Source organism: Streptomyces sp. NPDC028907 (genome assembly GCF_055564995.1).
In genome coordinates this window covers 24,987-48,513 of sequence record NZ_JBVHVE010000021.1, presented here as the reverse complement: position 1 = coordinate 48,513, position 23,527 = coordinate 24,987, and the positions used below count along the sequence as shown (strand labels likewise).

General features: G+C 68.6%; 20 protein-coding genes and 1 pseudogene. 3 read left to right on the top strand and 18 right to left on the bottom strand.

The annotated features are described in order from the left end of the window. Window positions 1-222: 222 nt before the first annotated feature. The 12 genes from ACZ4UU_RS40775 to ACZ4UU_RS40720 all read right to left on the bottom strand — a co-directional run bounded on the left by ACZ4UU_RS40775 (window position 223) and on the right by ACZ4UU_RS40720 (window position 12,107). Complete coding sequence (locus tag ACZ4UU_RS40775; protein WP_471908490.1) at window positions 223-1,620, bottom strand: NAD(P)/FAD-dependent oxidoreductase; 1,398 nt, start codon at window positions 1,618-1,620, stop codon at window positions 223-225. Window positions 1,621-1,630: 10 nt separating this feature from the next. Continuing rightward, window positions 1,631-4,021 carry a xanthine dehydrogenase family protein molybdopterin-binding subunit gene (locus tag ACZ4UU_RS40770; RefSeq protein ID WP_471908489.1) on the bottom strand — a complete coding sequence of 797 codons (2,391 nt, stop codon included), beginning with the start codon at window positions 4,019-4,021 and terminating at the stop codon, window positions 1,631-1,633. Next, window positions 4,018-4,503, bottom strand: coding sequence for a (2Fe-2S)-binding protein (locus tag ACZ4UU_RS40765; protein ID WP_471908488.1), 486 nt, complete (start codon window positions 4,501-4,503; stop codon window positions 4,018-4,020). Before ACZ4UU_RS40765 ends, ACZ4UU_RS40770 begins: the two co-directional genes overlap by 4 nt. Window position 4,504: 1 nt before the next feature. After that, complete coding sequence (locus ACZ4UU_RS40760; RefSeq protein ID WP_471908487.1) at window positions 4,505-5,356, bottom strand: FAD binding domain-containing protein; 852 nt, start codon at window positions 5,354-5,356, stop codon at window positions 4,505-4,507. A gap of 180 nt (window positions 5,357-5,536) precedes the next feature. Beyond that, window positions 5,537-6,247 carry an SRPBCC family protein gene (locus ACZ4UU_RS40755; RefSeq protein ID WP_471908486.1) on the bottom strand — a complete coding sequence of 237 codons (711 nt, stop codon included), beginning with the start codon at window positions 6,245-6,247 and terminating at the stop codon, window positions 5,537-5,539. A 30-nt stretch (window positions 6,248-6,277) separates the two neighbouring features. Next, the gene (locus tag ACZ4UU_RS40750; RefSeq protein ID WP_471908485.1) at window positions 6,278-7,453 is read right to left on the bottom strand and encodes an FAD binding domain-containing protein; all 1,176 of its coding nucleotides are present in this window, start codon (window positions 7,451-7,453) and stop codon (window positions 6,278-6,280) included. Further along, window positions 7,450-8,418, bottom strand: a complete 969-nt coding sequence (locus ACZ4UU_RS40745) for a cyclase family protein (RefSeq protein ID WP_471908484.1) — start codon at window positions 8,416-8,418, stop codon at window positions 7,450-7,452. The genes ACZ4UU_RS40750 and ACZ4UU_RS40745 overlap by 4 nt, the downstream gene beginning before the upstream one ends. Then, entirely contained in the window at window positions 8,415-8,714 is a 300-nt protein-coding gene (locus tag ACZ4UU_RS40740; RefSeq protein WP_208299125.1) for a Dabb family protein, read from the bottom strand. The genes ACZ4UU_RS40745 and ACZ4UU_RS40740 overlap by 4 nt, the downstream gene beginning before the upstream one ends. 145 nt (window positions 8,715-8,859) lie before the next feature. Beyond that, entirely contained in the window at window positions 8,860-9,381 is a 522-nt protein-coding gene (locus tag ACZ4UU_RS40735) for a (2Fe-2S)-binding protein (RefSeq protein WP_471908483.1), read from the bottom strand. Continuing rightward, complete coding sequence (locus ACZ4UU_RS40730; protein WP_471908482.1) at window positions 9,378-10,271, bottom strand: FAD binding domain-containing protein; 894 nt, start codon at window positions 10,269-10,271, stop codon at window positions 9,378-9,380. The genes ACZ4UU_RS40735 and ACZ4UU_RS40730 overlap by 4 nt, the downstream gene beginning before the upstream one ends. Before the next feature lie 186 nt (window positions 10,272-10,457). Next, window positions 10,458-11,624, bottom strand: a complete 1,167-nt coding sequence (locus tag ACZ4UU_RS40725) for a PucR family transcriptional regulator (RefSeq protein ID WP_471908481.1) — start codon at window positions 11,622-11,624, stop codon at window positions 10,458-10,460. Window positions 11,625-11,753: 129 nt separating this feature from the next. Further along, on the bottom strand, window positions 11,754-12,107 hold the full coding sequence (locus ACZ4UU_RS40720; RefSeq protein ID WP_471908480.1) for a cupin domain-containing protein: 354 nt from the start codon (window positions 12,105-12,107) through the stop codon (window positions 11,754-11,756). 459 nt (window positions 12,108-12,566) lie between these two features. Here ACZ4UU_RS40720 and ACZ4UU_RS40715 point away from each other — a divergent pair. Beyond that, window positions 12,567-12,644 (top strand): annotated as a pseudogene (locus tag ACZ4UU_RS40715) (TetR family transcriptional regulator); the annotation flags it as partial. A 171-nt stretch (window positions 12,645-12,815) separates the two neighbouring features. Here ACZ4UU_RS40715 and istB read toward each other — a convergent pair. From istB to ACZ4UU_RS40690, 5 genes are all read right to left on the bottom strand, one after another. Next, the gene (istB, locus tag ACZ4UU_RS40710) at window positions 12,816-13,607 is read right to left on the bottom strand and encodes an IS21-like element helper ATPase IstB (RefSeq protein WP_030619034.1); all 792 of its coding nucleotides are present in this window, start codon (window positions 13,605-13,607) and stop codon (window positions 12,816-12,818) included. Continuing rightward, window positions 13,607-15,112 carry an IS21 family transposase gene (gene istA, locus ACZ4UU_RS40705; RefSeq protein ID WP_471908479.1) on the bottom strand — a complete coding sequence of 502 codons (1,506 nt, stop codon included), beginning with the start codon at window positions 15,110-15,112 and terminating at the stop codon, window positions 13,607-13,609. The genes istB and istA overlap by 1 nt, the downstream gene beginning before the upstream one ends. Before the next feature lie 347 nt (window positions 15,113-15,459). Beyond that, entirely contained in the window at window positions 15,460-16,248 is a 789-nt protein-coding gene (locus ACZ4UU_RS40700; protein WP_471908478.1) for an SURF1 family protein, read from the bottom strand. Between the two features lie 415 nt (window positions 16,249-16,663). Continuing rightward, a complete protein-coding gene (locus ACZ4UU_RS40695) occupies window positions 16,664-17,476 on the bottom strand; it encodes a carbon-nitrogen family hydrolase (RefSeq protein WP_471908477.1) in 813 nt (270 codons plus the stop codon). A 145-nt stretch (window positions 17,477-17,621) separates the two neighbouring features. Next, window positions 17,622-18,935 carry an NAD(P)H-binding protein gene (locus ACZ4UU_RS40690; protein ID WP_471908476.1) on the bottom strand — a complete coding sequence of 438 codons (1,314 nt, stop codon included), beginning with the start codon at window positions 18,933-18,935 and terminating at the stop codon, window positions 17,622-17,624. A gap of 765 nt (window positions 18,936-19,700) precedes the next feature. On the opposite strand from ACZ4UU_RS40690, the gene ACZ4UU_RS40685 reads away from it, so the two are divergent. After that, window positions 19,701-21,089, top strand: a complete 1,389-nt coding sequence (locus ACZ4UU_RS40685) for an NAD(P)/FAD-dependent oxidoreductase (protein ID WP_471908475.1) — start codon at window positions 19,701-19,703, stop codon at window positions 21,087-21,089. 94 nt (window positions 21,090-21,183) lie between these two features. Further along, on the top strand, window positions 21,184-22,689 hold the full coding sequence (locus ACZ4UU_RS40680) for a PucR family transcriptional regulator (RefSeq protein ID WP_471908474.1): 1,506 nt from the start codon (window positions 21,184-21,186) through the stop codon (window positions 22,687-22,689). Between the two features lie 172 nt (window positions 22,690-22,861). Here ACZ4UU_RS40680 and moaD read toward each other — a convergent pair whose 3' ends face one another. After that, window positions 22,862-23,527 (bottom strand): molybdopterin converting factor subunit 1, encoded by a 666-nt coding sequence (gene moaD / locus ACZ4UU_RS40675; RefSeq protein ID WP_471908473.1) that lies wholly within the window; start codon window positions 23,525-23,527, stop codon window positions 22,862-22,864.

Below are 23,527 nucleotides of genomic sequence, written 5' to 3'. Positions count from 1 at the left end.
AGGGTTCACCGTGTGACGATCGGCCAGGGCGGGCCGCAAACAGAGAAATACCGGTGACCCTCAATGATGAGCCAGCCTGACAGCCGGGGTGCACCGCCGAGAGATGCCGCCTGCCCGGTCGGTCTGCTGCAAGGTCGCCTCGGCGGGGCCTCGAGCGGTGCGGGCACGGCGCTCGGACGCGAGGATGATGCCGGTGGTGGGGGAGATGCTGGCTGCGAACGCTCAGACCCAGCTGGTCGGGTCGAGGCGACTGAGGGTGCGGGCGAGCGGATTGGGAGTGCGGCCTGCATTCTCGGCCGCTTCGATGCGCAGCAGCGCGGACTTGACGAGTTGACCTCCCAGGAACCGGAACGGCTCCGGAGGGAGCCAGCCCTGGGGTGGCCGCACGAGTCCGCACTGGCTCCAGGCGTCCTGCTCGCGTAGAACCAGACTCGCGAGGATCTTGCCGCCCAACCGCGCGGGTCCCACTCCGTCGCCCGAGTAGCCGGCGCCGTAGAAGACACGCTGATGCCCGGGAAGCGCCTCGAAGAAGGGCAGCGAGGTCAACGAATACTCGACGGGAGCCCGCCAGGTGTCCTGCACCCCGGCACTCGTCGCCATGGGGAGGATGCGGCTGAGCTCCTGGCTCAGCGGCGTCCCCTTCGGCGCCGGTCCGAACATACTGTCGGCGCCGCGGGCACCAAAGCCCAGGCCGACGCCGCCCTTCCCGAACAGCAGACCGCCGTCTCCGGTGGTGCGCCAGTAATTGAGGAGACGAGTGGAGTCGGACACTCCGATGCCCTCCAGGCCGGCCTGTTCGAGGAGCGCGCCGGAAAGCGCCCGGGTGACCAGGTTGTCGCTGGCCGTGACGACCATTCGCTTGCGGACGGCCGGGAAGCCGGCCATCCACGCGTTGATCGCCAGGACCACTCCGTCCGCACGGACTTCTCCGGTGTCCGTGTGCACCGCGGCGGAACCGGGTTCTTCGGACACCATGCGCACGGGCGTGTCCTCGAAGACCTGCACACCCAGGTCGAGGGCTGCTCGGCGCAGGCCCCGGGCGAGCAGGGCCGGCTGGAGAGTGGCCGCGGTCGGATCGAACACTCCTCCCCGTGCGCCGATGCCTCCCAGGCGGAGAGCCTCTGCAGGACCTACCTCCCTGAGTGGGCTCTCGGACACGCCGTCCAGGGCCGCCAGCGTGTCCGTCCAGGCGCCGTCCTGCGCCGGTGACGTGGACGTCCACAGCCACCCTTCGCGGCGGATTCCGGCGTCGATGCCCTTGGCTTGGCAGAACTCGATGATCTCGTCGACGGCGTCGGAGGACGCTTGTGCCAGCCGGAGTGCCTCCTGCCGCCCGACGAGGGCATCGAGGAAGAAGTACTTCGGCCAGAGATTCATCAGGTAACCGGCGTTGGCGCCACTGGCGCCACCGCCACAGAGCTGCCCCTCGATGACCGCCACCTCGACGCCGGGCTCCCGGGTCTTCAGTTCGATGGCGGTCCACAGCCCTGTATAGCCACCACCGACGACGCAGACGTCGACGGCGTGCCTGCCGCGCAGAGTTTCGCGGGCTCCGGGGCGCTCATCGGCGAGGGCCTCACGCATCCAGTACGACTGCCACGGCCCCCGCCGATAACTCATGCGCACGGCCTCATCCTCCGGAACCGGAAGCGGACATCGCGTCCAGCACCTGCTCGGGTGTCGCCGGCAGTGCGTACAACGACGTGCCGAAGCAGGAAAGGGCGTCGTTGACCGCGTTCAGAACGGCCGCCGGTGCGGCGATGAGGCCCGACTCTCCCATGCCCTTGATACCGGCGGGCGTGTGAGAGGACGGGGTTTCCAGGTGGTGGATCTCGAATGGCGGCGCCACGTCGAGGGTGGGCACGTGGTAGTCGAGCAGCGTGGTGGTGGTGAGCTGACCGGCGCTGTCGTAGACCAGCCGTTCCAGCAGTGCCGCGCCGATTCCCTGGACCACGCCCCCGCGCAGCTGCCCTTCGACGATCTCGGGATTGATCATCTTTCCGCAGTCCTCGACGGAGAACACCTTCTCCACACGTGCGAAGCCGGTTTCCGGGTCGATCTCGACGATCACGGCATGTCCACCGTTGGAGAAGAGCGGCCGCGCCGGGTCGTAGGCGAGGGTCACCTCCAGCGTCGGATCGAACCCGTCGGGCCACACCGACTGATCGAAGTAGATGGACGCGGCCACATCGGCGATGTTCACCGCGGAGTCCGGCTCCCCCTTCACGGCGGCCTTGCCTTCGGCGAGCTCGATGTCCGCGGCGTCCGCCTTGAGCATCTCCGCGGCGACGCTGACGAGCTTGGAGCGGATCGCGTCGGCCGCGCGCAGTACGGCGCCGCCCGCGACGACCGCGCTGCGGCTGCCGACCGTGCCGCTGCCCCATGCGTACGAGGTCGAGTCCCCGGACCGTACAGTGATGTCCCGCACCGGAATGCCCAGGACGTCGGCCGCGACCTGCGCCATGGTCGTGCGGTGTCCCTGCCCTTGGGTGGTCAGGCCCGTGGAGACGGTGACGGTTCCGTTGGGCTCCATACGGACTGTCGCGGTGTCGTGGTAGATGTCGCCCATGCCGTGGGCCAGGCTCATGGCGGTGCTCTCACCGCTGCTCTCCACGAACACGCTCAGCCCGAGGCCGATGTAGCGGCCCTGCGCACGCAAGTCCGCCTGGCGCCGGCGGAACGCCTCGTAGTCGACCATCCGCTCCAGTTCGTCGATCGTGCGCAGCCAGCTGCCCTCGTCGTAGGTGATGCCCTGCGCGTTGACCCAGGGGAACTCCCGTACGACGTTGCGGCGGCGGATTTCGAACGGGGACAGCTCGTAGGCGCGGGCGGCCTCGTCCATCAGGCACTCGCGGGCGAGTGTGCCCGCCATGTAGCCGACACCGCGGTAGGCCCCGATCGGGCACTTGTTGGTAGCTGCCGCCTCATAGGTCAGGTCGGCGACGGGGATGTCGTAAGCGCCGGAGGGGGTGACCATGGCGGTGCACCAGGGTTCCACGGCCATGGACCACGGCGGCTGGTGGTAGGCGCCTCCGTCCCCCGTGGCCCGGATGCGTACAGCGGTGAGGCGGCCGTTCTCGTCGCCGGCGTAGGCAATGTCGACGAACTGCTCGTGCGCGTGGGTAGCCGTCATCAGGTTCTCGCGACGGTCCTCGACCCACACCACCGGGCGGTCCACCTCGCGGGCCAGCAGCGGAATCAGCATCTCCTCGGGGAAAAGGTGCGCCTTTTGCCCGAATCCGCCTCCGGTGTCCGGGGTGATCACCTCGCAGTGGTTCTCGGGAAAGCCCAGGTAGGCGGTCAGGCAGTACTTGACGTAGTGCGGCACCTGGGTGGAGGTCCACAGGCGCAGCTCCTGCGTCGTCCAGTCGTAGGTGGCGGCACAGCCCCGGGTTTCCATGGGCAAGGCTGCAAGTCGGCCGGTGTGGTACGTGGCGGACACCACCTTGTGGGCGTTCTCGAACGCCTTGTCGGCGTCCCCGTACACCGCGCCGCCCTTCAGCGCCACGTTGTCGGTGAGGCCTTCGTTGGCGACCGGGCCGCCCTCCAGGGCGGGGCGGGGGTCGAGCACGGGAGGCAGTTCGTCGTAGTCCACCGCGATCAGGTCGCAGGCGTCCTCGGCGATGTAACGGTCCTCGGCGACGACCACCGCGACCGCCTCGCCCACGAACCGCACGTACTCCTGTGCCAGCAGGGGCATGATCGTCGGCACGCAACCCGCGACGCTGAGTTCTCCGACGAGACCCTCACAGTGCGCAGCTGCGTCGGCGCCGGTCCACACGGCGAGGACTCCGGGCAGTGCGGTGGCCTCGGAGATGTCGATGCCGGTGATGCGGGCGTGCGCGAGGGAGCTGCGGACGAACGCGGCATGGACCTGCCCGGGCAGTCGTACGTCGGCCAGGTACTGCCCGCGACCGGTCAGCAGCTTGCGGTCCTCTTCCCGAGGAAGACGCGCGCCGATGTTGCGCGCCGTGACCGCTGGGGCCACGGTGTGCGCGAAGTTCTTGTCCGAGGTGGTCATGCCCGCCCCTTCTGCGCCGCTTCGTCCACGGCATCGACGATCGGCCCGTATCCCGTGCACCGGCAGATGTGTCCCGACAGGGTTTCGGCGATGTCCGTGCGGTCGGCGTCGGGTCGCTGCTCGAGCAACCCGGTCGCCGACATGAGGAAGCCCGCCGTGCAGAACCCGCACTGCAGCCCGTGGTGCTTCTGGAAGCACGCCTGGAGTGGGTTGAGCTCCCTCCCCTGGGACAGGCTCTCCACCGTGCGCACCTCGGTGCCCGTGGCCTGGGCCGCCAGCATCAGACAGGCCCGTACGGCTTCCCCGTCGACCAGCACGGTGCAGGCACCGCACACGCCCTGCTCACAGCCCAGCTTGGTACCCGTGAGGGACAGATCGTCGCGCAGGAAGTCGGCCAGCGTGCGCCGGGCCGGCACGGACCGGAGGTACCGGCTGCCGTTGACGGTCACGTCGACCGTGACCTGCTCTGTGGGTTGCGTCATCTCAGCCAGTCCTTTCGGCCAGTTCGCGCAGGCCCCGGCGCAACAGGTTCGTGGTGAGCGTCCTGCGGTATCCGGCGGAGCCGTGGATGTCCGCGCTGAAGGTGAGTTCCTGGGTCGCCGCCGCGACGGCCTGGTCCGTGGCCGCACCCGGCTCGGTGCCGTCCAGGAGCTCTTCGGCCGCCGTCGCCCGTGACACCGTGCCGGTCGCTCCGGCGACGACGATCCGGACGTCGCGCATGACGCCGGTGGACAGATCGCAGCTCAAAGCGGCGATCGAGAGTCCGTAGTCACCGGCGCGACGGGCGTGCTCGCCGAACCACCAGCCTCTCGGCGCCAGCGGTACGTGGAGGGCGGTGATGATGTCGTCCGGTTCCAGCACGGTCATGAACGGACCGACGAAGAAGCCGTCCGCCGGAACAACGCGGGTGCCGGCCGGGCCGGCCACCTCGACCGAGCCGCCCAGAGCAAGCAGCACAGTCGGCCACTCCGCCGCCGGATCCGCGTGGGCGACCGCACCGGCCATCGTGCCGCGCGCCCTGATCTGGGGGTGGGCGATGAGGCCGGCAGCCTGAGAGAGCATCGGAGCCTTACGCGCGACCAGTTCCGACGTCTCGATGTCCGCGTGTGTGGTCAGGGCGCCGATACGCAGGTAGTCACCCTCCGCTTCGATGCCGCGCAGCCCGGGCACCCGCCCGATGTCCACCAGCGTGGTCGGGGCGGCGAGCCGCAAAGCGAGCAGGGGCAGCAAGCTCTGGCCGCCGGCCAGGACCTTCGCGTCCTCGTCTGCCGCCAACAGGACGCAGGCCTCCGCCACGCTGGTGGGCGCAGCATAGGCCAGCACAGGGGGTTTCATGGCTGGACCTCCGTGGCAAATGGTGACCGCGTCGTGCACCGACGCTCGTCCGAACAGGGGAAGTGATGAAGACACGACGGCCTTCCGGATCCGTCCATCGCCACGGACCAGGTGCGGTTCCGCAAGGCTTCGTGCCTTCTTGTGAGCGGTGGCGGATGGCTGGCTGCGACCGACGTGCTGTCAGGCGCTGCCACGTCCCAGCAGCCAGCCGATCACCAGGCAGACCAGGGCGAGACCGGCGTAGGTGACAGGCTTCGGCACCCGGAGGATTCCCGCGCCGCGGGTGAGTGCGAGGACGTCGAGTACCTCGCCTTCAGACGATGCGGCATTTGTCGGCGCTTGCCGTAGGGCCGTGCTGCCCGCCACCGTGGCGGTTCCGGTCGTGCCCCGCTCGCTCGCGGCTGTCACCCCCTGAGCGGGAGTGATCGCTGTCTCCTGCGCCGCCTTGTCGGCCTCGAGCATCGCGGCCAGGCGCTCCGTGAACGTCTTCAGCAGCGCCGCACTGACGTCGTTGATCACACCGCGGCCGAACTGCGCGACCTTGCCGGACAGAGCCAGCTCGGTACTGACGTTGACCTGGGTCTCATCTCCCTTGTCGACGAGCACCGCGACGACGGTGGCCGAGGCGTTACCGCCGCCGCGCGCCTCTCGGCCCGAGGCGGTCAGCACCGCCCGGTGGCCGACTTCGTCCAGGTCGGTGAAGCGGGCGGTGCCCTTGTAGTTGGTGGTGATGGGACCCACCTTGATCTTCGCCTGGCCGAGGTAGTCGTCGCCCTCCCGGCCGGTGATCGAGGCGCCGGGCAGGCAGGGCCCCACCCGTTCGAGATCGGTGAGAAGCTTCCAGGCGTCCTCGATGGGCAGGGGCACCTTGAATTCGTTGTTCAACTGCACGGCATGGTCCTTTCTTGTGACGGGGTTCGGTCAGAGGCGCCCGGCGTCGGCCAATCCGAATCGGTTGGCCGGGTCACCCGGTGCGAACAGATCCCCGTTCTGCAGTACGCCGCCCATGCGGCGTACCTTCTTCAGGTAGGCCCGCCCGACGGCCAGTCGTCGCGCCTCCCACTCGGACAGCCCTGCCCACGGGTCGTCCGCGGATTGGGTCAGCGCCGTCGCCAGGTCCCAGGCGTCCCCGGCCGCCTTGGCAGCTCCTGCCGCCGCATGCGGCCGCGGGGTGATCGCCGCGTCTCCGATCAGCACGAACCGTCCGACCCTCATGGTGGGCACGTCGCTGTCGGCGATCACGGTGACGAACGGTTCCGCCGCCGCGTGCACCAGTTCCGCGAACGGCTCCATCAGCTCTTCCTTGGCGCGCTGGCGGAACTCGGCGAGGACCTCCGATCGCAGGCCCGCGTGGTGGACGGAGACCGGTCGGCGTATGCCATTGACGTCGGTCATCAGTTCGTCGAGCGCCGGGCCCTCATCGACGTTCCAGTACCACTGGAAATTGAGCCCGCGGGTCACCGAGCCGTCGGCACCCGTCACCGGGATGGGGTAGGCGATGAGATGCCCGTCGTCGAGCAGCCCGTAGGTGAACGCCTCGTCGAAGTAGGCCCACGTCTCGTCGGACACTTGGTCCCGGTCTGCTACTCCGCGCCATGTGACATAGCCGGAATACTCGGGCTGGAGCCCCAGCAGCCGCAGCCGCGCGGTGGAGAAGCCCCCGTCGGCGCACACCACGAGGTCGGCTTCGACCCGTTCCCCGGACGCGAACCGCAGCTCGGCGTGGTCGGCGTTCTGGTCGAGGCCGATCAGGGTCCGTCCGCAGTGGTAGCGCTCCCGCCCGAAGGACGACAGCAGCCCCTGGTAGAGGGAGTTGTACGAGGTGAAGCGCCAGTCGGCCGGCACTTCTCCCTGGAGCACTCCACTGTCGGCCCGGCGGTAGCGCATCACGTCCGACGACACGCTGATCTGCTCGAGGGTGGTGGGGGTCCGCTCCAGCAGATAGCGCACCAGCTCGGGCTGTACGACGATTCCGGTCCCCAGGCCCGACAAGGGCGCCAGTGACCGCTCGTACACGTCCACCTCGAAGTCGGCCTCGCGCAGCAGGGCCGCTGCGTGCAGCCCCGCCAGAGATCCGCCGACGACCGCGATCCTCATGACGTGCCGCCGTCCGCTGTGGAGGCGGGACGCAGCGGCAGCGCCAGCGGGCGCAGGGGAGCTCCGCTGGCGCCGCGGAGACGGATCGGCGCCGCGATCAGACAGAGCTCGGTGTGGCCGTCACGCGAGAGCTCCTCAAGGTTCAGCAGCTCGATCATCGGCACACCGGCCTCGGCGAGGAAGTGGCAATGACCGGGCAGCCAATTGTCCTCGTGTTCCGAGGGGCCGACCTCGATGCACTCCTGGTCCGCGCCCACAGCCGCGATCCCCTGAGCGGTGAGCCAGCGTGCGGCCTCCAGCCCGAGGCCGGGCGGGTTGCCGAGAACCTTGGACTTGTCGGGCCAGTACGCCATCCGGCCGGTGCGGATCAGGGCCACCTCACCCTGCTTGAGCTCGGTGCCGGCCGAGTCCAAGCAGGCGCGCAGGTCGTCCACGGTGATCGCGTAGGACGGAGGCAGACACTCCACGCCCTTGAGCCGGGCCACGTCGAAGAGGACGGCACGCGTGATGATCGGCGGAATCTGCTCGGCGCCGCCCTTGGTCCAGTGCCGGCTACCCAGGTGCTCCTCGGGGGTGAAGCCGTTGTAGATCTGGCCGTCCACACCGAAGTGGTTCAGCGCGTCGATGTGTGTTCCGGTGTGGGTGTACATGAACACCACGTCCCCGGAGTAACAGACGTGGCGGTTGGTCTCCTCGCCGACGCCGTTGAGATTGTCGACCGCCGTACCGGCCGGCGTGTGACTCATGTAGATCTGGTAGGCCGGGTCCCCGGCGGCCTGGAAGCTCGGCATGCCCACGAAGTAGTCGACGCTGAGGTCGTACACGTGGCGGCCGTCGGCCCGGGCCAGTACCTCGGCCTGTGCCAGGGGCGAGAGCAGGTTCAGTGCACCGAGCTGGTCGTCGGGGCCCCAGGGGCTCGACGCGACCCGGATTCCGGCGCGGGACGGCGAAGGAGTGGTGGTCATGCGGCCGGCTCCTTCTCGAAGTCGACGACGGCCCGTTCGGCGAGCTTGGGCAGCAGCTTGGCGACCACCTCGGCGTGCAGCGGGTCGACGGAGTAGTCCTCCAGGCCCTGCCAGTCGTCGAAGTCGTTGATGAGCACGCCGTCCCACGGGGTGCCGTTGTCGCCGGGGTCGCCGGTGTGCTTGCCCAGCTCCCAGCTCCGCAGGCTCGGCAGGCCCTTGAGCGTGTTCAGTAGGGCGACCACCTCTTCCGGGTCGTTGCCGTCGGCTACCTGCCACATGAAAACGTGCCTGATCACGAGTGTTCCTCCTTGGGCGGGGTGTCTCATTCCTTGGGCGGGATGCGATCAGTTTTCGGTCTGCAGGGCCGGTGACACAGTGCACCTCGGTACAAGAGGCGGCGCCGTTTTGTCGGAGTGCGGAAAGACGGAGGCATCACGTGTCTCAGCCCTTGTCGCTCGGCGGATGTGGACAGGAAACCGCTTCGCATTCGGTCCCGGCGGACTCGCCGGCCAGGGCGAGCTGTGCGGCCTCGACGATCTGCTGGTAACCCGTGCACCGGCAGAGGTTGCCGGATATGACCTCGCGTACCTCGTCGTCCGTGAGCTTGACGCCTTCGTCCACCACCGGTTGGAGCGTCATGAGGAAGCCGGGTGTGCAGAAGCCGCACTGCAGGCCGTGACAGGCACGGAACGCCTCCTGGAGGGGGCTGAGCTGCCCGCCCTCAGCCAGGTCCTCCACCGTGCGGACACTGTGCCCGTCGGCCTGGACGGCCAGCATCAGACAGGCTCGGACCGGCTCACCGTCGAGCAGGACGGTGCAAGCGCCGCACACGCCGTGCTCACAGCCGACGTGGGTTCCGGGCAGCCGCAGGTCGTGACGGATGAAGTCGGACAACAACAGTCTGGGCTCGACGCTGCGCGCGTACCGCTGCCCGTTGACCTCGACCTCGATGTGCCTGCTCATGCCAGCGCCTCCTTCGCGGTGTTCGTCGCGCCGCTCAGGGCACGCGTCGCCATCTCGGTGATCACGGTGGTGCGGTAACCGACGTCCCCGTGCAACGTGGGCGGGGGGCTGATGTCCGCAGTCGCCTCATGTGCCGCGGCGCGAACCGACTCAGCGGTGACCGGCGATCCGACCAGGGCGGCACGCGCTCCGGCGCCCGCCTCAACGGGAGTCCCCCCGGCACCGAGCAGACCGATCCGGACGTCGGTGCAGACACCGTCCGCGTCCAGTTCGACGATGGCTGCCGCACCCCCGATGGCGTAGTCGCCGTGCCGTCGTGCGAACTCGCGGAAAGAGCTCGCCCGGGCCCGATCGGGCCGCCGCGCACTGATCGGCAGGGATACCTCCGTGATGATCTCGTCCGGCTCCAGGGTCGTCGTGTAGATGGACAGGAAGAAGTCTCTGGCGGCGATCTCGCGCTCGCCGCGGATCGAGCGGGCCGTGAAGCGCGCGTCGGAGAGCAACATGACGAGGGGTACCTCGGCGGCGGGGTCCGCGTGCGCGACGGTGCCGCCGATGGTTCCGCGGTTACGCACTTGCGGGTGCGCGACGAAGCGCATGGCCTGGGCAAGGAGGGGGTGATGCTCCGCGACGTCAGGGCTGTGCTCCACCGTGCTGTGGCGGGTCAGTGCCCCGATGCGCAACGTGTCGCCGTCGACGCGTACGTATTCCAGATCAACGAGGCGATTCAGATCGACGAGCACCGCGGGGGAGGCGAAACGCAGGTTCAACAGCGGTATAAGGCTCTGGCCTCCGGCCAGTGGCTTGGCGTCGTCGCCCGCATCGGCGAGCACGGCGAGGGCGGAGTCGAGCGACTCCGGTGACTCGTATGCGAACGGTGGTGGCTTCACGGTTGCCTTTCCGATGGGGCTGAGAACGAGGCGCGTGGGGCGGCACGCGCACCCCACGCATGTCGGTTGCTGCCCCGAAGGTGAAGAGGGGCGGTGGATTCGCCCACGGTGCGGCATGCCGCCGGGGTCGGGGAACTTCGCTTTCCGTCAACGGCGGCATGCGGTTGTGCCGATTCCTGAGGGCTGTTACAGCAGCGGCCCTGGAATCGGCAGCTCGCCAGGTGCTTCCGGATCTGCATCACGCTGGGCCTCCAGGAGTTCGAAGAGCCGCAGCGCAACGGAGAGCTCGTCCCGACGCGCGGAGACCGACACGTCGAGCCATTTCTCGATGGAACGCAGTCGGTAGGCAACCGTGCGCTCGTGCACGCCGATGACCGTGGCGGTCGATGCCGCGTTCTGACCGCTGGCGAAATAGGCACGCAGAGTGGTACGCAGCACCCGGGCCCGCTCACCGGTCGCGTGCAACGGGCCCAGTTCCTGGAAGACGAAGTCGCGCGCTGCCGTGAGATCGCGCAGCACGAGAGCTTCCAGGGCGACATCGTGGTACCAGGTCACCTGCCGGGAGCACACCCGGGCGACCCGGTGCGCCTGTCGGGCCTGGCGATGACTGAGCCGGAAGCCCTCGACGTCATTGGCGTACTGGCCGCAGGCCACGTACGTGTCGGGACCAAGATCCACGTTGGACAGGTCCTCGTCACCGGTGGGCTTGGTGCCGGGGCGGCCGATCCAGCCCAGCACTGTGTCGTCGGAGCCCGCGACGGTGAGCACCTGCCAGCCGAACGCCGTCGCGATCCGCTTCACCGCGGCTTCCGGCGAACTGCCCCAAGCGATGAGGGCGAGGTGCCGTCCGCGCAGCTGATAGCCGAGCGACGCCGTCTCTACCGGAAGTCCGGCCAGGATGTCGCGAACCATGGCACGCCGTTTACGGTCGCGCCCCTGAAGGTAGAAGGCGTTGTATTCCTTCTGATAGGCGTCGATCACCGAGGCGGCGACCTTGTCGTTCCAGTCGAAGTGGAACTTGCTGACACGCCGGAGCACGGCGAGCCGCTCCTCGTCGTCCGGAATCTGCGCGTTGGCGACTTCCAGGAACACGTCCCAGAGGTACGCCTGTGCCACTCGGGAGGTGTGCAACAGCGCGTGGAGATCCAGGTTGGCCTGCGCGGCAAGCCGTGCCTCGCGCAGAGTGACCTCGGAGGCCTGGTCGGGAGGCTCGCGGTTCTCCGTGAGCCCGTCGAGGATGCTCCGGAGGGACGAAACGATCGTCTCGGTCTCGGAGGCCGCGATGCGCGGGTCGTCGTGTGCGTAGTACTCCGGCACCTCTTCCCTCAGACGGTGCTGGATCGCGTCAGCCACGGCGGGAAGACGCTCCCTTATGGCATCAGCCAGGTTACGCAGGTTGTCTTCCAGGGCCACTCCCGAAGCGTAGGCTCGTCGTCCTCATAGCGTCCACCGGTACATTTCGGCGAATCGCGCTCGGCGCAATCAGTCGCAGAGCACCCAGAATTCCTTGAACCTCGACTTGAAAGTCCAGGTGGAAAGGTGCCCCTTGGGCAGGAAGGCGCAGTCACCTGGCCCGACCTCGATGGCACTCCCATCATCGAGGACTATGCGTGCTTCTCCCTCAATGACGTAGATGATCTCGTTGTATTCGAGCGTGTACTCCGTGACGGCGGGGTCACACTCGAAGAAGCCGGTGCCTCGGGCGCCGTCGCTGTAGTCCTCGAACAACGTGAACCCACGGCCGGCGGGGTTTCCGGACCGGATCGTCACGCCTTCCGGTTGCCAGGTCTCCAAGGGTGTTGTTGCCGGCGCCGACATCGCACTGGGCTTCGACATGAACATCTGCTCCATTCACCGGGCGGAAGGTGCTGCCCGGTAAGGAATCCGGGCGTCATTCCGTCAGCATCGCTCACGACCGCTGGCGCCCGGATCTGCGGATTCCACCAAAGTGGGAGATGCAATTTATGAGGTTCAGTAAAGATGCCGACCTCGATGGTCACTCGCGTCAGGGTGCGGACGCGGACCACGGCGGCGTTCAGGGCATCTGGCCAAGCATGTCGCCGAACACCGGCGCCTCGCAGGACCGTGTGCTGCTGGACGTCATGCCTGCTGCGCCGGCCGAGAGTAGTCGCGGCGGGTTGACCACCGTGTCCGTCGCCGCCCACGCAGGGGCGTCAATTGCCACTCTGTACCGCCGCTGGTCCCCGAAGGGTGATTGCCGCCTCCGCGACCTCTGCCCCGGAGCTGCCCAGCACCGGCAGGCTGAAGGGTGACCTACGCGCCCTGCTCCCGGACATGGCCGTCGCTCTGACCGGCGAGGCCGAGCGGCTGATGCGGAGTCTGATCGGCGGGGCTGCGCACAACACCGTCCTGGCCGAGTCCCTCGCGACGGCGCCTTTGACGCCCGTACGCCGACGCGTCGACGGGATCGTGTGTCAACGGCCATTTGTAATCCCCGGTGGCGGCCAGATGTCCCTCGCACTCATGGCCGACTCGACGTCCCCGGTGGCGGCCAGATATCTCCCCGCCGTTCCGAGGGCTCGTTCACCTCAGTGGCATCACGCCCTTTCCGGTGGTGGCCTCGGTGAGCCGGAACGATTCACCCTGCGTGACCACGACGTGAGCGTGGTGGAGGAGGCGGTCGACTGTGGCGGTGGCCAGGGTCTTCGGCATGATCTCGTCGAAGCCTGACGGGTGGAGGTTCGAACTCACGGCTAGGGCCCGCCGTTCGTAGGCGGCATCGACCAGGCGGTAGAAGCCCTCGGCGGCGTCCGGTGAGACGGGCAGGAGCCCGATGTCGTCGACGATGATCAGGTCGGTGCGGATCAGCCGCATCATCGCCCGGGCCAGGGAGTCGTCGGCGCGATGACGGCGGACGAGGGCGCCGAGGTCTTCGATGGTGAACCAGGCGACGGTCAGGCCGGCTTCGACCGCGGTCTGCCCCAGCGCCTCCGTGAAGTGCGACTTTCCGGTGCCGCTCGGGCCGCAGATGCAGAGATTCTCCCGGCGGCCGACCCACTCCAAGGTTTTCAGCGAGTCCTGGACCTGGCGAGTTATGGACGACTTGGTCTCGTCCCAGTCGCCGAACGTCTTGCCCGCGGGGAACCCGGCCCGCTTGCGGCGGGTCCGCAGGTTCGCGGCGTCCCGTCCGGCGGCCTCCTCGGCCAGCAGAACGCGGACGACCTCGGCGGGATCCCAGCGTTGGGCCTTGGCGGTGGGGATCAGATCGCTCAACGCCCGCCGCAGGTGCGGGAGTTTGAGTCGCTTGGTCAGCTCGATGGCCTCGGCCAGCGGGTCGCCGTGGGCGCCGGAGATGGTGCGGATCGGGGTGGCCATCAGTGCTCGTCCTTGTCGTTCGTGATGCCGAAGCTGGACCAGGCGGCGGTGCCCGGCTGGAGGCTGTGCTGTTCGGTGGCCCGGCTGGGCTCGATGGATTCGAGTCCGGCCTGGTAGCTGAGGATGGAGATCAGGTCGTTCTCCGCGAACCGGCCGGCGATCGCCGCGGCCCCGAGCGCCCGGTCGACCTCGGCGACCGAGTGGAGCTTGGCCAGGGCGACGGCCTCGGCCATCTTCGGCTTGAGACGTCGGGCTCCCGCGGATGCCGCCTCGATCAGCCAGGAGGCGGCGCCGGGGCCGAGCGCGAGGAACGCGGCCTCCTCCGCGGTGGTGGCCCGCGGGGTGCGGTCGGCCTCCTTGTTCTCCCGCGGCGGGTAGTGCTCGGTCTTGATCGAGGGGTGGCCCGGGGCCGAGCGGTCGTGCCGGGCGACTTCGGCGGGACCGTCCTCGCCGACGGCGGTCACGATCAGTTCGTCGCCGTGGAAGCGGGCCCAGACGCGGGTGTCGACCAGCTGGTGCGGGACCGAATAGCGCACGCCCTCAACGGAGATGGTGGACTCCCAGTTCACCCGCCTCGTGGTGCCGAAGGCGACGGTGAAGGGCTCCTTGGGCAGCGGATGGAGCCGCTGTTGCTCCTCGAGCAGGGCCTCGGCGGGCTTGCGGCGGCTGGCCCGGTGGACCCGGTCGTTGACCGTGTCGCAGAACTCCCGGCAGGCCGCCTCCAGTTGGCCCATCGTCTTGTACTGCGGCAGCAGGTTCGCGGTCGTGGGCACCAGGTCCGCCTTCGCGATGCGGACGGTGGCCTCCGAGCCGCCCTTGGTCTCGGGATCGGCGGGCAGACAGGTGCGGATCGTCATGCCGTAGTGCCGTCCGACCTCGACGATCTCGGGGTTGCGGACCGCGATGTTCGCGATGTGCTCGGTGGTGACGGTCTTCTCGTTGTCGGTCAGCGCATAGGTCGGGACCCCGCCGATCCGCCGCAAAGTGGCATCCAGGCAGGCCACGATGGTCGGCAGCGTCTTGTCGAACACCGGGATGACGACCCTGAACCGCGACCAGGCCAGCCAGGCGCACCACAACGATGTACGTCTTCCGCCGATGCGCGGTCCTTCACCCCAGTCCCATTGCAGCCAGAGCGCCGGCTCGGTGATCCAGGGCCGATAGACCCGGTGATGCCCCGAGCGCAGCCGAGCTTTCACCTCGGCGACCGCTCGGCGGGTGGTGCGGTCCCCGCCGGTGAAGCCCATCGCAGTGATCCGCCGGTGCACGATGTCCGCGCGTATCCGCCCCTTCGAGGCGGCCACCAACTCCTCGATTTTGTCCATGAATTCGTCGATCGGGCGGGCCCGGTGCTGACGCTCGGCGGGTCGCTCGCCCGCCTCCCGCAGCTTCACATAACGGGCCACCGTGTGGTGGTCGACGCCGGCCAGCTCGGCCGCGGCGCGGTAACTCCCCGTGAGGTCGTACGCCTCCAGGATTTCCATGATCTCCCTGCTGTTCTTCACACCGGCCAGCTTCGCTGGCCAGTGTCCGTCCAGGTCCGGGGAGGTATCCGGCCGCCAGTGGGGAAGCTCGCGGCCACAAAATGCTAGATAAAAGACCGCCTACGGGGAGTATCCACAGGCCGCCGTCAATCGTGGAACGAGTCGTCCACCGCGGCGAGATCGCACCATGACCGCCTACTGCACTTCCGCTGCGCGCTGTTGGGAACCAGGGCGACCGCGGAAGGTCCTCCGGTGGCCGTGCGGCGTCGGCAACCATGACACGCAGCATGCGGGTGCTCGGGGGCGACCAGGCCGCGTCCACTCGCGCGCGGGGGTCCCTCGCCGGGGTGCTCGCAGGGGCGTGGCCCTCAGACTGCTGCCCGCTCCTGGTCCCCTTGCAGTACCGGACCCGGCGCCGTGTCCCGGGAGAACTCCAGCTCGCGGCGCAGCATCCGGAACCACATGAAGACCACGAAGCCGGCGAAGACGAACCACTCACCGGTGTAGCCGAGATTCTGGAACGCCTTCAGGTCCAGGCCCGTGTTGGCCGGAGCGGTCGCGGGCACTGCTTTCATCCCCGAGTCGGCCTTGTCGAGGGTGATCCAGGCGTCGTACAGCTTGTACGGCACGAGGTTCACCAGCGAGGCTGAGCTGATCGCCGCCGTCTGCCCGGCAGGCAGCCCGCTCTGGGCGCTGATCCCGTTGTCGCCCGGGGTCTCGGACGCCTCCAGCACGCCGGTGACGGAGACCTCACCGGCGGGTGGGGCGGGCGCCTTCGCCGCATCCGCCTTCCCCGGCAGCCATCCCCTGACCACCGGCAGAGCCTTGCCGGAGCCGGTGCGCAGCAGGGAGAGCACGTAGAAGCCGTGTTTGCCGTCCAGTTCCCGGCCGGGCACGAGGAACTGCTCGCCGTACCTGCCGCTCGCGGTGACGCGGCGGCGTCCCGCGGTGCTCCTGTCGACGGGCAGCATGCCGTCCAGCGGGCGTGCCGTCTCGTGCCTGTCGGAGGCCGCTTGTTCGGATGCGGTGCGACTGTCGTGCACCCGCCCCTCGAAGCGGCTCAGTTGCCACGACCCCATGAAGACGCAGAACGGGACGGCGAGCAGCACGAAGACGTTGATACCCCACCAGCGAGGTGTCAGCAGGAACCGGTACACGCCTTGACAGTACGGCTTCCGGTGCCGGGGCATGTGCGCGGGGTTCAGCGCGGGGTGGCCCGGCGTCCGGTCAGCCCTTGGTGGCGCTCAGCGAGTCCATGAGCGGCTGCGTGGGTGGTCCAAGGGGAAGCGATGGAGTCCGTCGCGCGCTCGAAGTTCCCGAGCCGGGCGCTGACGGACACGGCGCGCCCGAACAGCAAGGACGGGCGCTCATGAGGCAGTTGGCCTGGGCCTCGCCGACCTCGGCCGTCAGCGGCAGCGCGGCGAGGAACGCGCGTGCCTGACTGCAGGAGCAGCGGGCGGACTTGGCCGTCACCCCGCGTTCCCTAACGCAGGTAGGCGGCGTGATCCGCCGTCAGTTCCTCCAGTGCACCGCCGCCGGAAGGCCCAAGACTCTGGTGCTCGGCGTCGGCGATCAGAGCGCGGGGACTCCGCCAGGTGCGTCCGCGGCCGGCCAGCGGCGATCCCGTAGAACCGGGAACTGCGAGCGGACCGTGTCGACCACGTCAGCGTCGACTTCGCAGAACGTGAGCCCCTCCTCGGTTCCCGCCTCGGCGAGGACCGTCCCCCAGGGATCGACGACGCGGCTGTGACCGCCCAGCACAACCCCTCCTTCCTGCATTCCCACCGCATTGCAGGCGATCACCAGGACCTGCTCTTCCACCGCCCGGCAGGTCGTGAACAGCTGCCAGTGTTCGCGGCGGGCCGCGGGCCAGGCTGCTGGCACCACGACGGTCTTCGCCCCTAGATCGACGAGCCCCCGCCACAGTTCCGGGAAGCGCAGGTCATAGCACGTCGTGGCGCCCAGCGGGCCGAACGGTGTGCGGGCCACCTCGAGCGCGTCGCCCGGGGTGAGCAGCTCGGCCTCGCGTGAGGCGTAGCCGAAGACGTGCACCTTGCGGTAGGTGTGGGCGATCGTTCCATCCGGGGCGACGAGCACAGCCGTGTTGTACAGGCTTCCGTCAGGGCCGCGCTCCACGATGCTGCCCACATGCACATGGGCCCCCAGGTCCCGCGCCCATCTGCGACCGGCAGCGACGGTGGGGCCTTCCAGGGGCTCGGCGCGTTCCTCGTAGGACTCGAACGCGAAGTAGCCGGCGGCCCACAGTTCCGGCAGGACGACCATGTCGGCGCCGCGGGCCTCGGCGACCATCCGGCCGACCCGTGTGCGCCTGTCATCCGGTGACTCCTCAGCGGGGCTGGCCACCTGCAACAAAGCGATTCTCATGAGGGTCCTTCCGACTCGTCTCTGACAACCCGACCGGACAGGTCGGACAAGTGAAGGGAAGCCGGCGTGCTCGAAGGATGCGCAGCAGCTGCACGGGCCGTCTGCTCGACATCGCCACAGCTTCGAGCGATCCCTGGCTTCCTGCTCAGGCTGTTGCCTGCGCGACCGCCTTGTCGAACGCGGTGGGATCGAAGTAGACGTGCTCGGAGACGATCCTGCCGTCCAGGACCGTGTCCACGAGCGTGGCGTACCAGCTGACCGGGACGCCGCCTTCCGGCGCGCCGGGGCCGACGTACCGGGCCCGGCACAGCAGCTCCCCGACGACGTTGGTGCTGGTCGCGACCAGTGTTACGAACTCCACCTCGACCTGACCGTCGGCGAACAAGGCGTTGTAGCGCTGCACGTGCTCCCGGAAGGCCGCCTTGCCTCGGACCGGCTCGTTCGGGAACGGCATGTCCGTATAGACCATGTCGTCGGCGACGCAGTCGGTCAGGTCGTCGAGGTCGGTGCGCGCCCATGCGGAGATCAGGCGCCGGAAGAGGGCCTCATTGTCGCGCGCACGCTCCAGTGCCTGCTCGGCGTCCATCTCGGTCCGCGCTTCCCCGGACGGTCGCAGCTGCGCTGCGTGCTCCGCCAGAAACGCGTCGATGTCGCGTGGCGGACGACCGGTCACCCGCTCGACCTCACCCGTGACGGTGGCCGTCTCCCCCGCGATGATGCTCTCGGCGATTCGGGTCATGTAGGCGACGAAGCCCTCGTCGAGCCCGTCGGCGCGCATGCGTGTCTCGGCCTCACGGAGGCTCTCCTCGACACCCGTGACGGGGCTGTCGGCGGCCGCGGTGATGCGCTCGGCGAGCTGGTCGAGGGTAAGTGCATCAGGTCCGGTGAGGCTGAGCGCCTGCCCAGCCGCCCCGCCGTTGACCAGCACCTCCGCCGCGACCTCCGCGATGTCGCGAGCGTCGATCCACGCGGTGGCCGAGCCACCGGTGGTCATGACGATGATCCGGTCATTGCGGACCATGGGGCCGAAGAAGTACTCATCGACGATGTCCTGCATGAACCAGCTCGGGCGCAGGATCGTCCACTCCAGGTCGCTGGACTCCACCACCAGCTCCACTTGCCGCTCGGTGATGTCGTCGGGCCGGGTCTGGGCGGCGCACTCGGAGAGGAACACGAGGCGAGTGGCGCGGGCGGCCTTCATGGCGTCCAGGAACCTGCCCACCACCTCGACGACGTCCGCGGACGTGGGCTGCACGAGGTATACACCGTCCACGCCCTCGAGCGCGGGGCCCCACGTGGACTCGTCGTGCCAGTCGAACCGCGCGGGATCGGCCCCCTCGGTGTCGAGTTGCTCGGGGCTGCGCGAGGCGGCCCGGATTTCGGCGCCTCGGGAGACCAGGCCTGCAACGACGTGTCGCCCCGTCTTGCCACTGGCGCCGATGACCAGGATTCGGCTCATGGTGAGTCCTTACGTCGTGATGCACATGACCGCACGTCTCGGCGGCGAGTGCCCTGAGTTTGATCGGGGTCCTGCGGCTCGGGGCTGCCGGACGTCCCCGCATGACGATGCCGTACCTCAGGGCCGGGTGAGTTGTGCGATACCGCAGAGGGCTGAGGCGACTTTACGCATCCGTACAAGTCGGGCCCCAAGTCGGCTGGCGACGGGTGGGCGGCGTGGAAGACTCATGGCGGTCTTCGTCGCGCGGCCCTCCGCGTGGTCGGCAAGGACGAGGACATCGGGCATTCTCTCGGACGGGTCGCCGCCCGCCATGTCCGCGAGGTCGGTGGTGAGCGCATGCGGCTGAGTACGGCGTCACGGTCGGCTCCGGTGAGCCTGCGCAGGCCGCGGTCGAGGGAGGCGTCGGACGCGCTCGACGCCGACGCGGCCAGGCACCGGCACTGTTCCGCATGCCTTTCGCCCGCCGGCTCACGCCAGCTGAGGTGGGTGGGATGCACGCGCCTTGTGCCCCCGCACGAAGAACGCGGGACTGTTTGGCTCCTCGGCGCATTGAGCTGATTGGCGCCTGCGGCAGATCCTGAGACCTCCGTCAACCGGCCCTGCGGAGCGACGATCGGACACATGCGGCCACACGCCGCTCGTCGTGATCAACCCCGCCTGCACTGAGCAGGACTTCTGGCGGTACCGCTACTCCGACGACCTTGCCCGAAGCAGTCCGGCAGCGTCGGACTGCCATGACCGGATGAGCGAGAGGGAAGACTTCTCATGCACGACCACAGCCCTTCCATCACAGATCTGACCCTCTGGCACGACGAGGCGGATGGTGACTGGGGTCCCAAGGAAGTCCTTGACCGCGACCACGAGGTCGACGTGGCGATCGTGGGCGGGGGATACACCGGGCTGTGGACGGCCTACTATCTCGCCAAGACCGACCCCTCGCTCCGTATTGCGGTGCTGGAAAGCCACTTCGTCGGGTTCGGAGCCTCGGGCCGCAACGGCGGATGGTGCTCCGCCATCTTCCCCGCAAGCCTGCGGAAGGTCGCGGGCGTCAGTTCCCGTGACGCGGCCGTCCGTATGCAGCGGACCATGAACGACACCGTGCGAGAAATCCGGGACGTCGTCGCTGCGGAAGGCATCGATTGCGACTTCCAGGCCGGTGGCTATCTGTCCGTGGCAAGGAACCCGGCCCAGTGGGCACGGGCGCAGCGGGAGGTGGCCGGCTGGCGAGACTGGGGCTTCGGGGGCGATCACATGCGGCTCCTGAAGACCGAGGAGCTGAAGGACCGAGTGCGCATGTCCGACGCCCTCGGTGCGACCTTCACCCCGCACTGTGCGGCGTTGCAGCCGGCCAAGCTGGCCCGCGGCCTGGCCGACGTCGTCCGAGCCGCCGGGGTGCGGATCTACGAAGACACCCATGTGCGGACGATCACCCCCCGCAGGCTCGACACCAACCGTGGCCGGGTCACGGCAGACGTCGTCGTCAGGGCCACCGAGGGGTACACCGCCCAGCTCCCGGGCGCGCGGCGCGACGTGGTGCCGATGTATTCCTTGATGGTGGCGACGGAGCCTCTGCCTGACGCCGTCTGGGAGGAGATTGGATTGCATGATCGCGCCACCTTCAGCGACAAACGGCACCTGCGCATCTACGGGCAGCGCACGGCGGACGGCCGTCTCGCCTTCGGCGGGCGCGGCGCTCCGTACCACTTCGGCTCCCGGGTGGAATGCACCTTCGACAACGATCCCGCCGTCCACGCCATGCTCCGTCACATCCTGGTGGAGCTGTTCCCGGTTGTCCGTGGCGTGCGGTTCACTCATGCCTGGGGCGGCAACCTGGGAATCCCCCGGGACTGGCTCCCCTCCGTGACTTTCGACCGCAGGACGGGGCTCGCTCAGGCGGGCGGGTACGTCGGGGACGGTGTCGCCACCGCGAATCTCGCCGGTCGTACGCTGGCCGCCGAGATCCTCGACCTGGACAGTGACATCAGGTCGCTTCCCTGGGTCGGCCATCGCTCACCGAAGTGGGAACCGGAGCCCCTGCGCTGGCTGGGAGTGAACGCCGGTACACTGGCCTTCACCGTGGCCGACCGCACGGAACAGCGTTCGGGCCGCCCCTCCCGCCTCGCCACAGCCTTCTGGCGAGCTCTGGGCCACTGAACCCAGCGGGACACGGGTCGCGAACCTGACCGGTTGCCGGCAGAGCGACGAGCCGGCGGCGGTTCCCTCCTTCGCATGAGAACCCAGGTGCCTGATGAGCATCACGATCAAGGAGCTGGTTGCTCTTCCGTCTCTCCGGACCCGGTTTCTGGCTGGGCGTTCCGGAGAGGACCGGGCAGTGCAGTGGGCGCACACGTGCGAGCTGCCCGATCCGTGGAACTGGCTGGGTACGGGGGACCTGCTGCTGTGCGACGGGTACAGCTTTCCCGCCGAGGCCAAGGAGCAGGTCCGTTTCCTGGAGAACTTGGCGCAGGCAGCCCTGTCCGGCATAGCGTTCGCGGAGGGCCTGCACGCGCCCGCTCTCGCGCCCGAGGCAGCGGCCGCGGCGGACGCCCTGGAGTTCCCCGTGCTCGAGACGGCATACGCGGTCCCGTTCGTCACTGTCGCCCGCATGGTGGCCGACAGCAACAGCCAGGAAGCCGGCACCCGGCTCACCAGGATCATTCGCCTCTACGACGTCCTCCGCCGGGCTCACCAGGCCAACTTCCGCGGCAACGCTCTGCTCGACCAGCTCGGCAACGAAGCCGGCGCTCGCCTGTACGTCGTCGGCGTCCACACAGGGGAACCCCTGCTGCCGACCAGATACCCGTTTCCCGCACCGTATCGCCAGGCACTGTTCGAAGCGGTCAAGTCGCGGGGCGGGCCTTTGCCGACCTTCCTGCGCATGTCCGCCGCCGACGAGTCCCTCCTGGCGCTTCCCCTGGCAGCAGGCCATCGAGCCGTGCTGGTCGTCCAGCCAGTGACGCCCGGTGCTGCGCCCGACCTGGTGGTGCTGCAGCACGTCGCCACCATCGCCGACCTGGAGGTGGAGCGCCGAGCGGCGAGCACGCTCCGGCGCAGGGAGAGCGGCGCACGCCTGCTGGGCCAGCTGGTGGACGGAGCCATCGATCTGGAGGCGGCCGAGACACGGCTGTCGGCCATGGGGCTGGGAAACCGGCCCTGGCGGTTGGTATGCGTCGGCGGTGACACGTCGGTCTCAGTGGAAGACCTGCATGCCTGGCTCAGCGCCAAGGCAATCCATCATTTGGCGATGCAGCGCCACGATGAGCTGCTGATTCTGCTGGCGGACGCGCAGACTACCGAGGAACTCTTCGGCTTTGACCGTGATCGGGAAGTCCGGGCCGGCATCAGCCACGCCGTGCACAGCCTCAAGGGTGTGGGGGACGCGGCCCGTCAGGCCCGCTGGGCGATGGAGGCGGCGCGCGGCGAGGGACGCTGCGTCGTGATGTACGGGGACCAGTCCGCCGCGTTCCTGCCGAGGACGGTGGCCGAAGGAGAGGCGGTCGTCGCCCGGATACTCGGCCCGGTCATCGCCTACGACGCCGACAACGACTCCCGGCTCATGCACTCGCTCGAGGTGTTTCTGGACAGCAACCGCTCCTGGAAGGAGGGGGCCGACCGGCTGGGCATCCACCGCCAGACGCTGGCCTACCGGATGCACCGGGTGGAGGAGCTCACCGGACGGAAGTTGCACAGTCTGCAGGGCCAGACCGAGCTCTATTTGGCTCTGCAGACGATGCGGATGCTCAACGGCGGGTAGACGGGCGCCGGGCTCCGCGTGTGATGCGGGCGGCGGGCAGGAGCCGGCGGAGGAGTCTCTTCGGTTCCGTGGTGGCCAACTCGCCGTCCAGCAGAAGGGTTCAGCCTCGGCGACGCCCGGAGGAGCATGCCTTTTCGGACTTCTCCCTTTGTGACGGCTTCTGAATCAGGGCTCATGGCCCCATGCCGATCCACTCGGCGCCATCACCGGAGATCTCCTTCTTCCAGATCGGTACTTCTTCCTTGAGTAGTTCTATGCACGCACGAGCGGCCTCGAACGCCTCCGCCCGATGCGGAGCCGCTGCCGCGAGAACCACTGCAGTTTCACCGATCTCCAACCGTCCCGTGCGATGGGCGATCCCGACACGAACACCAGGGGCAATCGCCTCACACCGTCGAATGACGTCAGCCAGGACCTTTACCGCCATGCTCGGGTAGGCCTCGTACTCCAAGCGAGTCACCGAACGCCCCTGGTTGTGGTCGCGTACGGTACCGATGAACACCACCGTGCCACCGTGCCCCGGCCCCCGAACGGCGTTGAGTACCTCATCCACGCTCAACGGTTCACCGGTCAAGCGGCAATACGGATCCGCACCGCCCGCCACCGGTGGAATCAACGCCACCACATCACCATCGACCAGGACACGGCTGGACGCGGCGAAATCTTCGTTCACCGCCACCCGCACATGACCACGAAGTTGCGCCAACCCGGGGTACGACTCACACAGGTGATCGACAAGGCCTTCAGCCGTCGTGCCATCGTCCACGGTCACCTTCTCCTCGCGGACGGCGGCGAGCCGTTCCCGAAGCGCCCCGAAGTACTTCACCACGATCCGCAC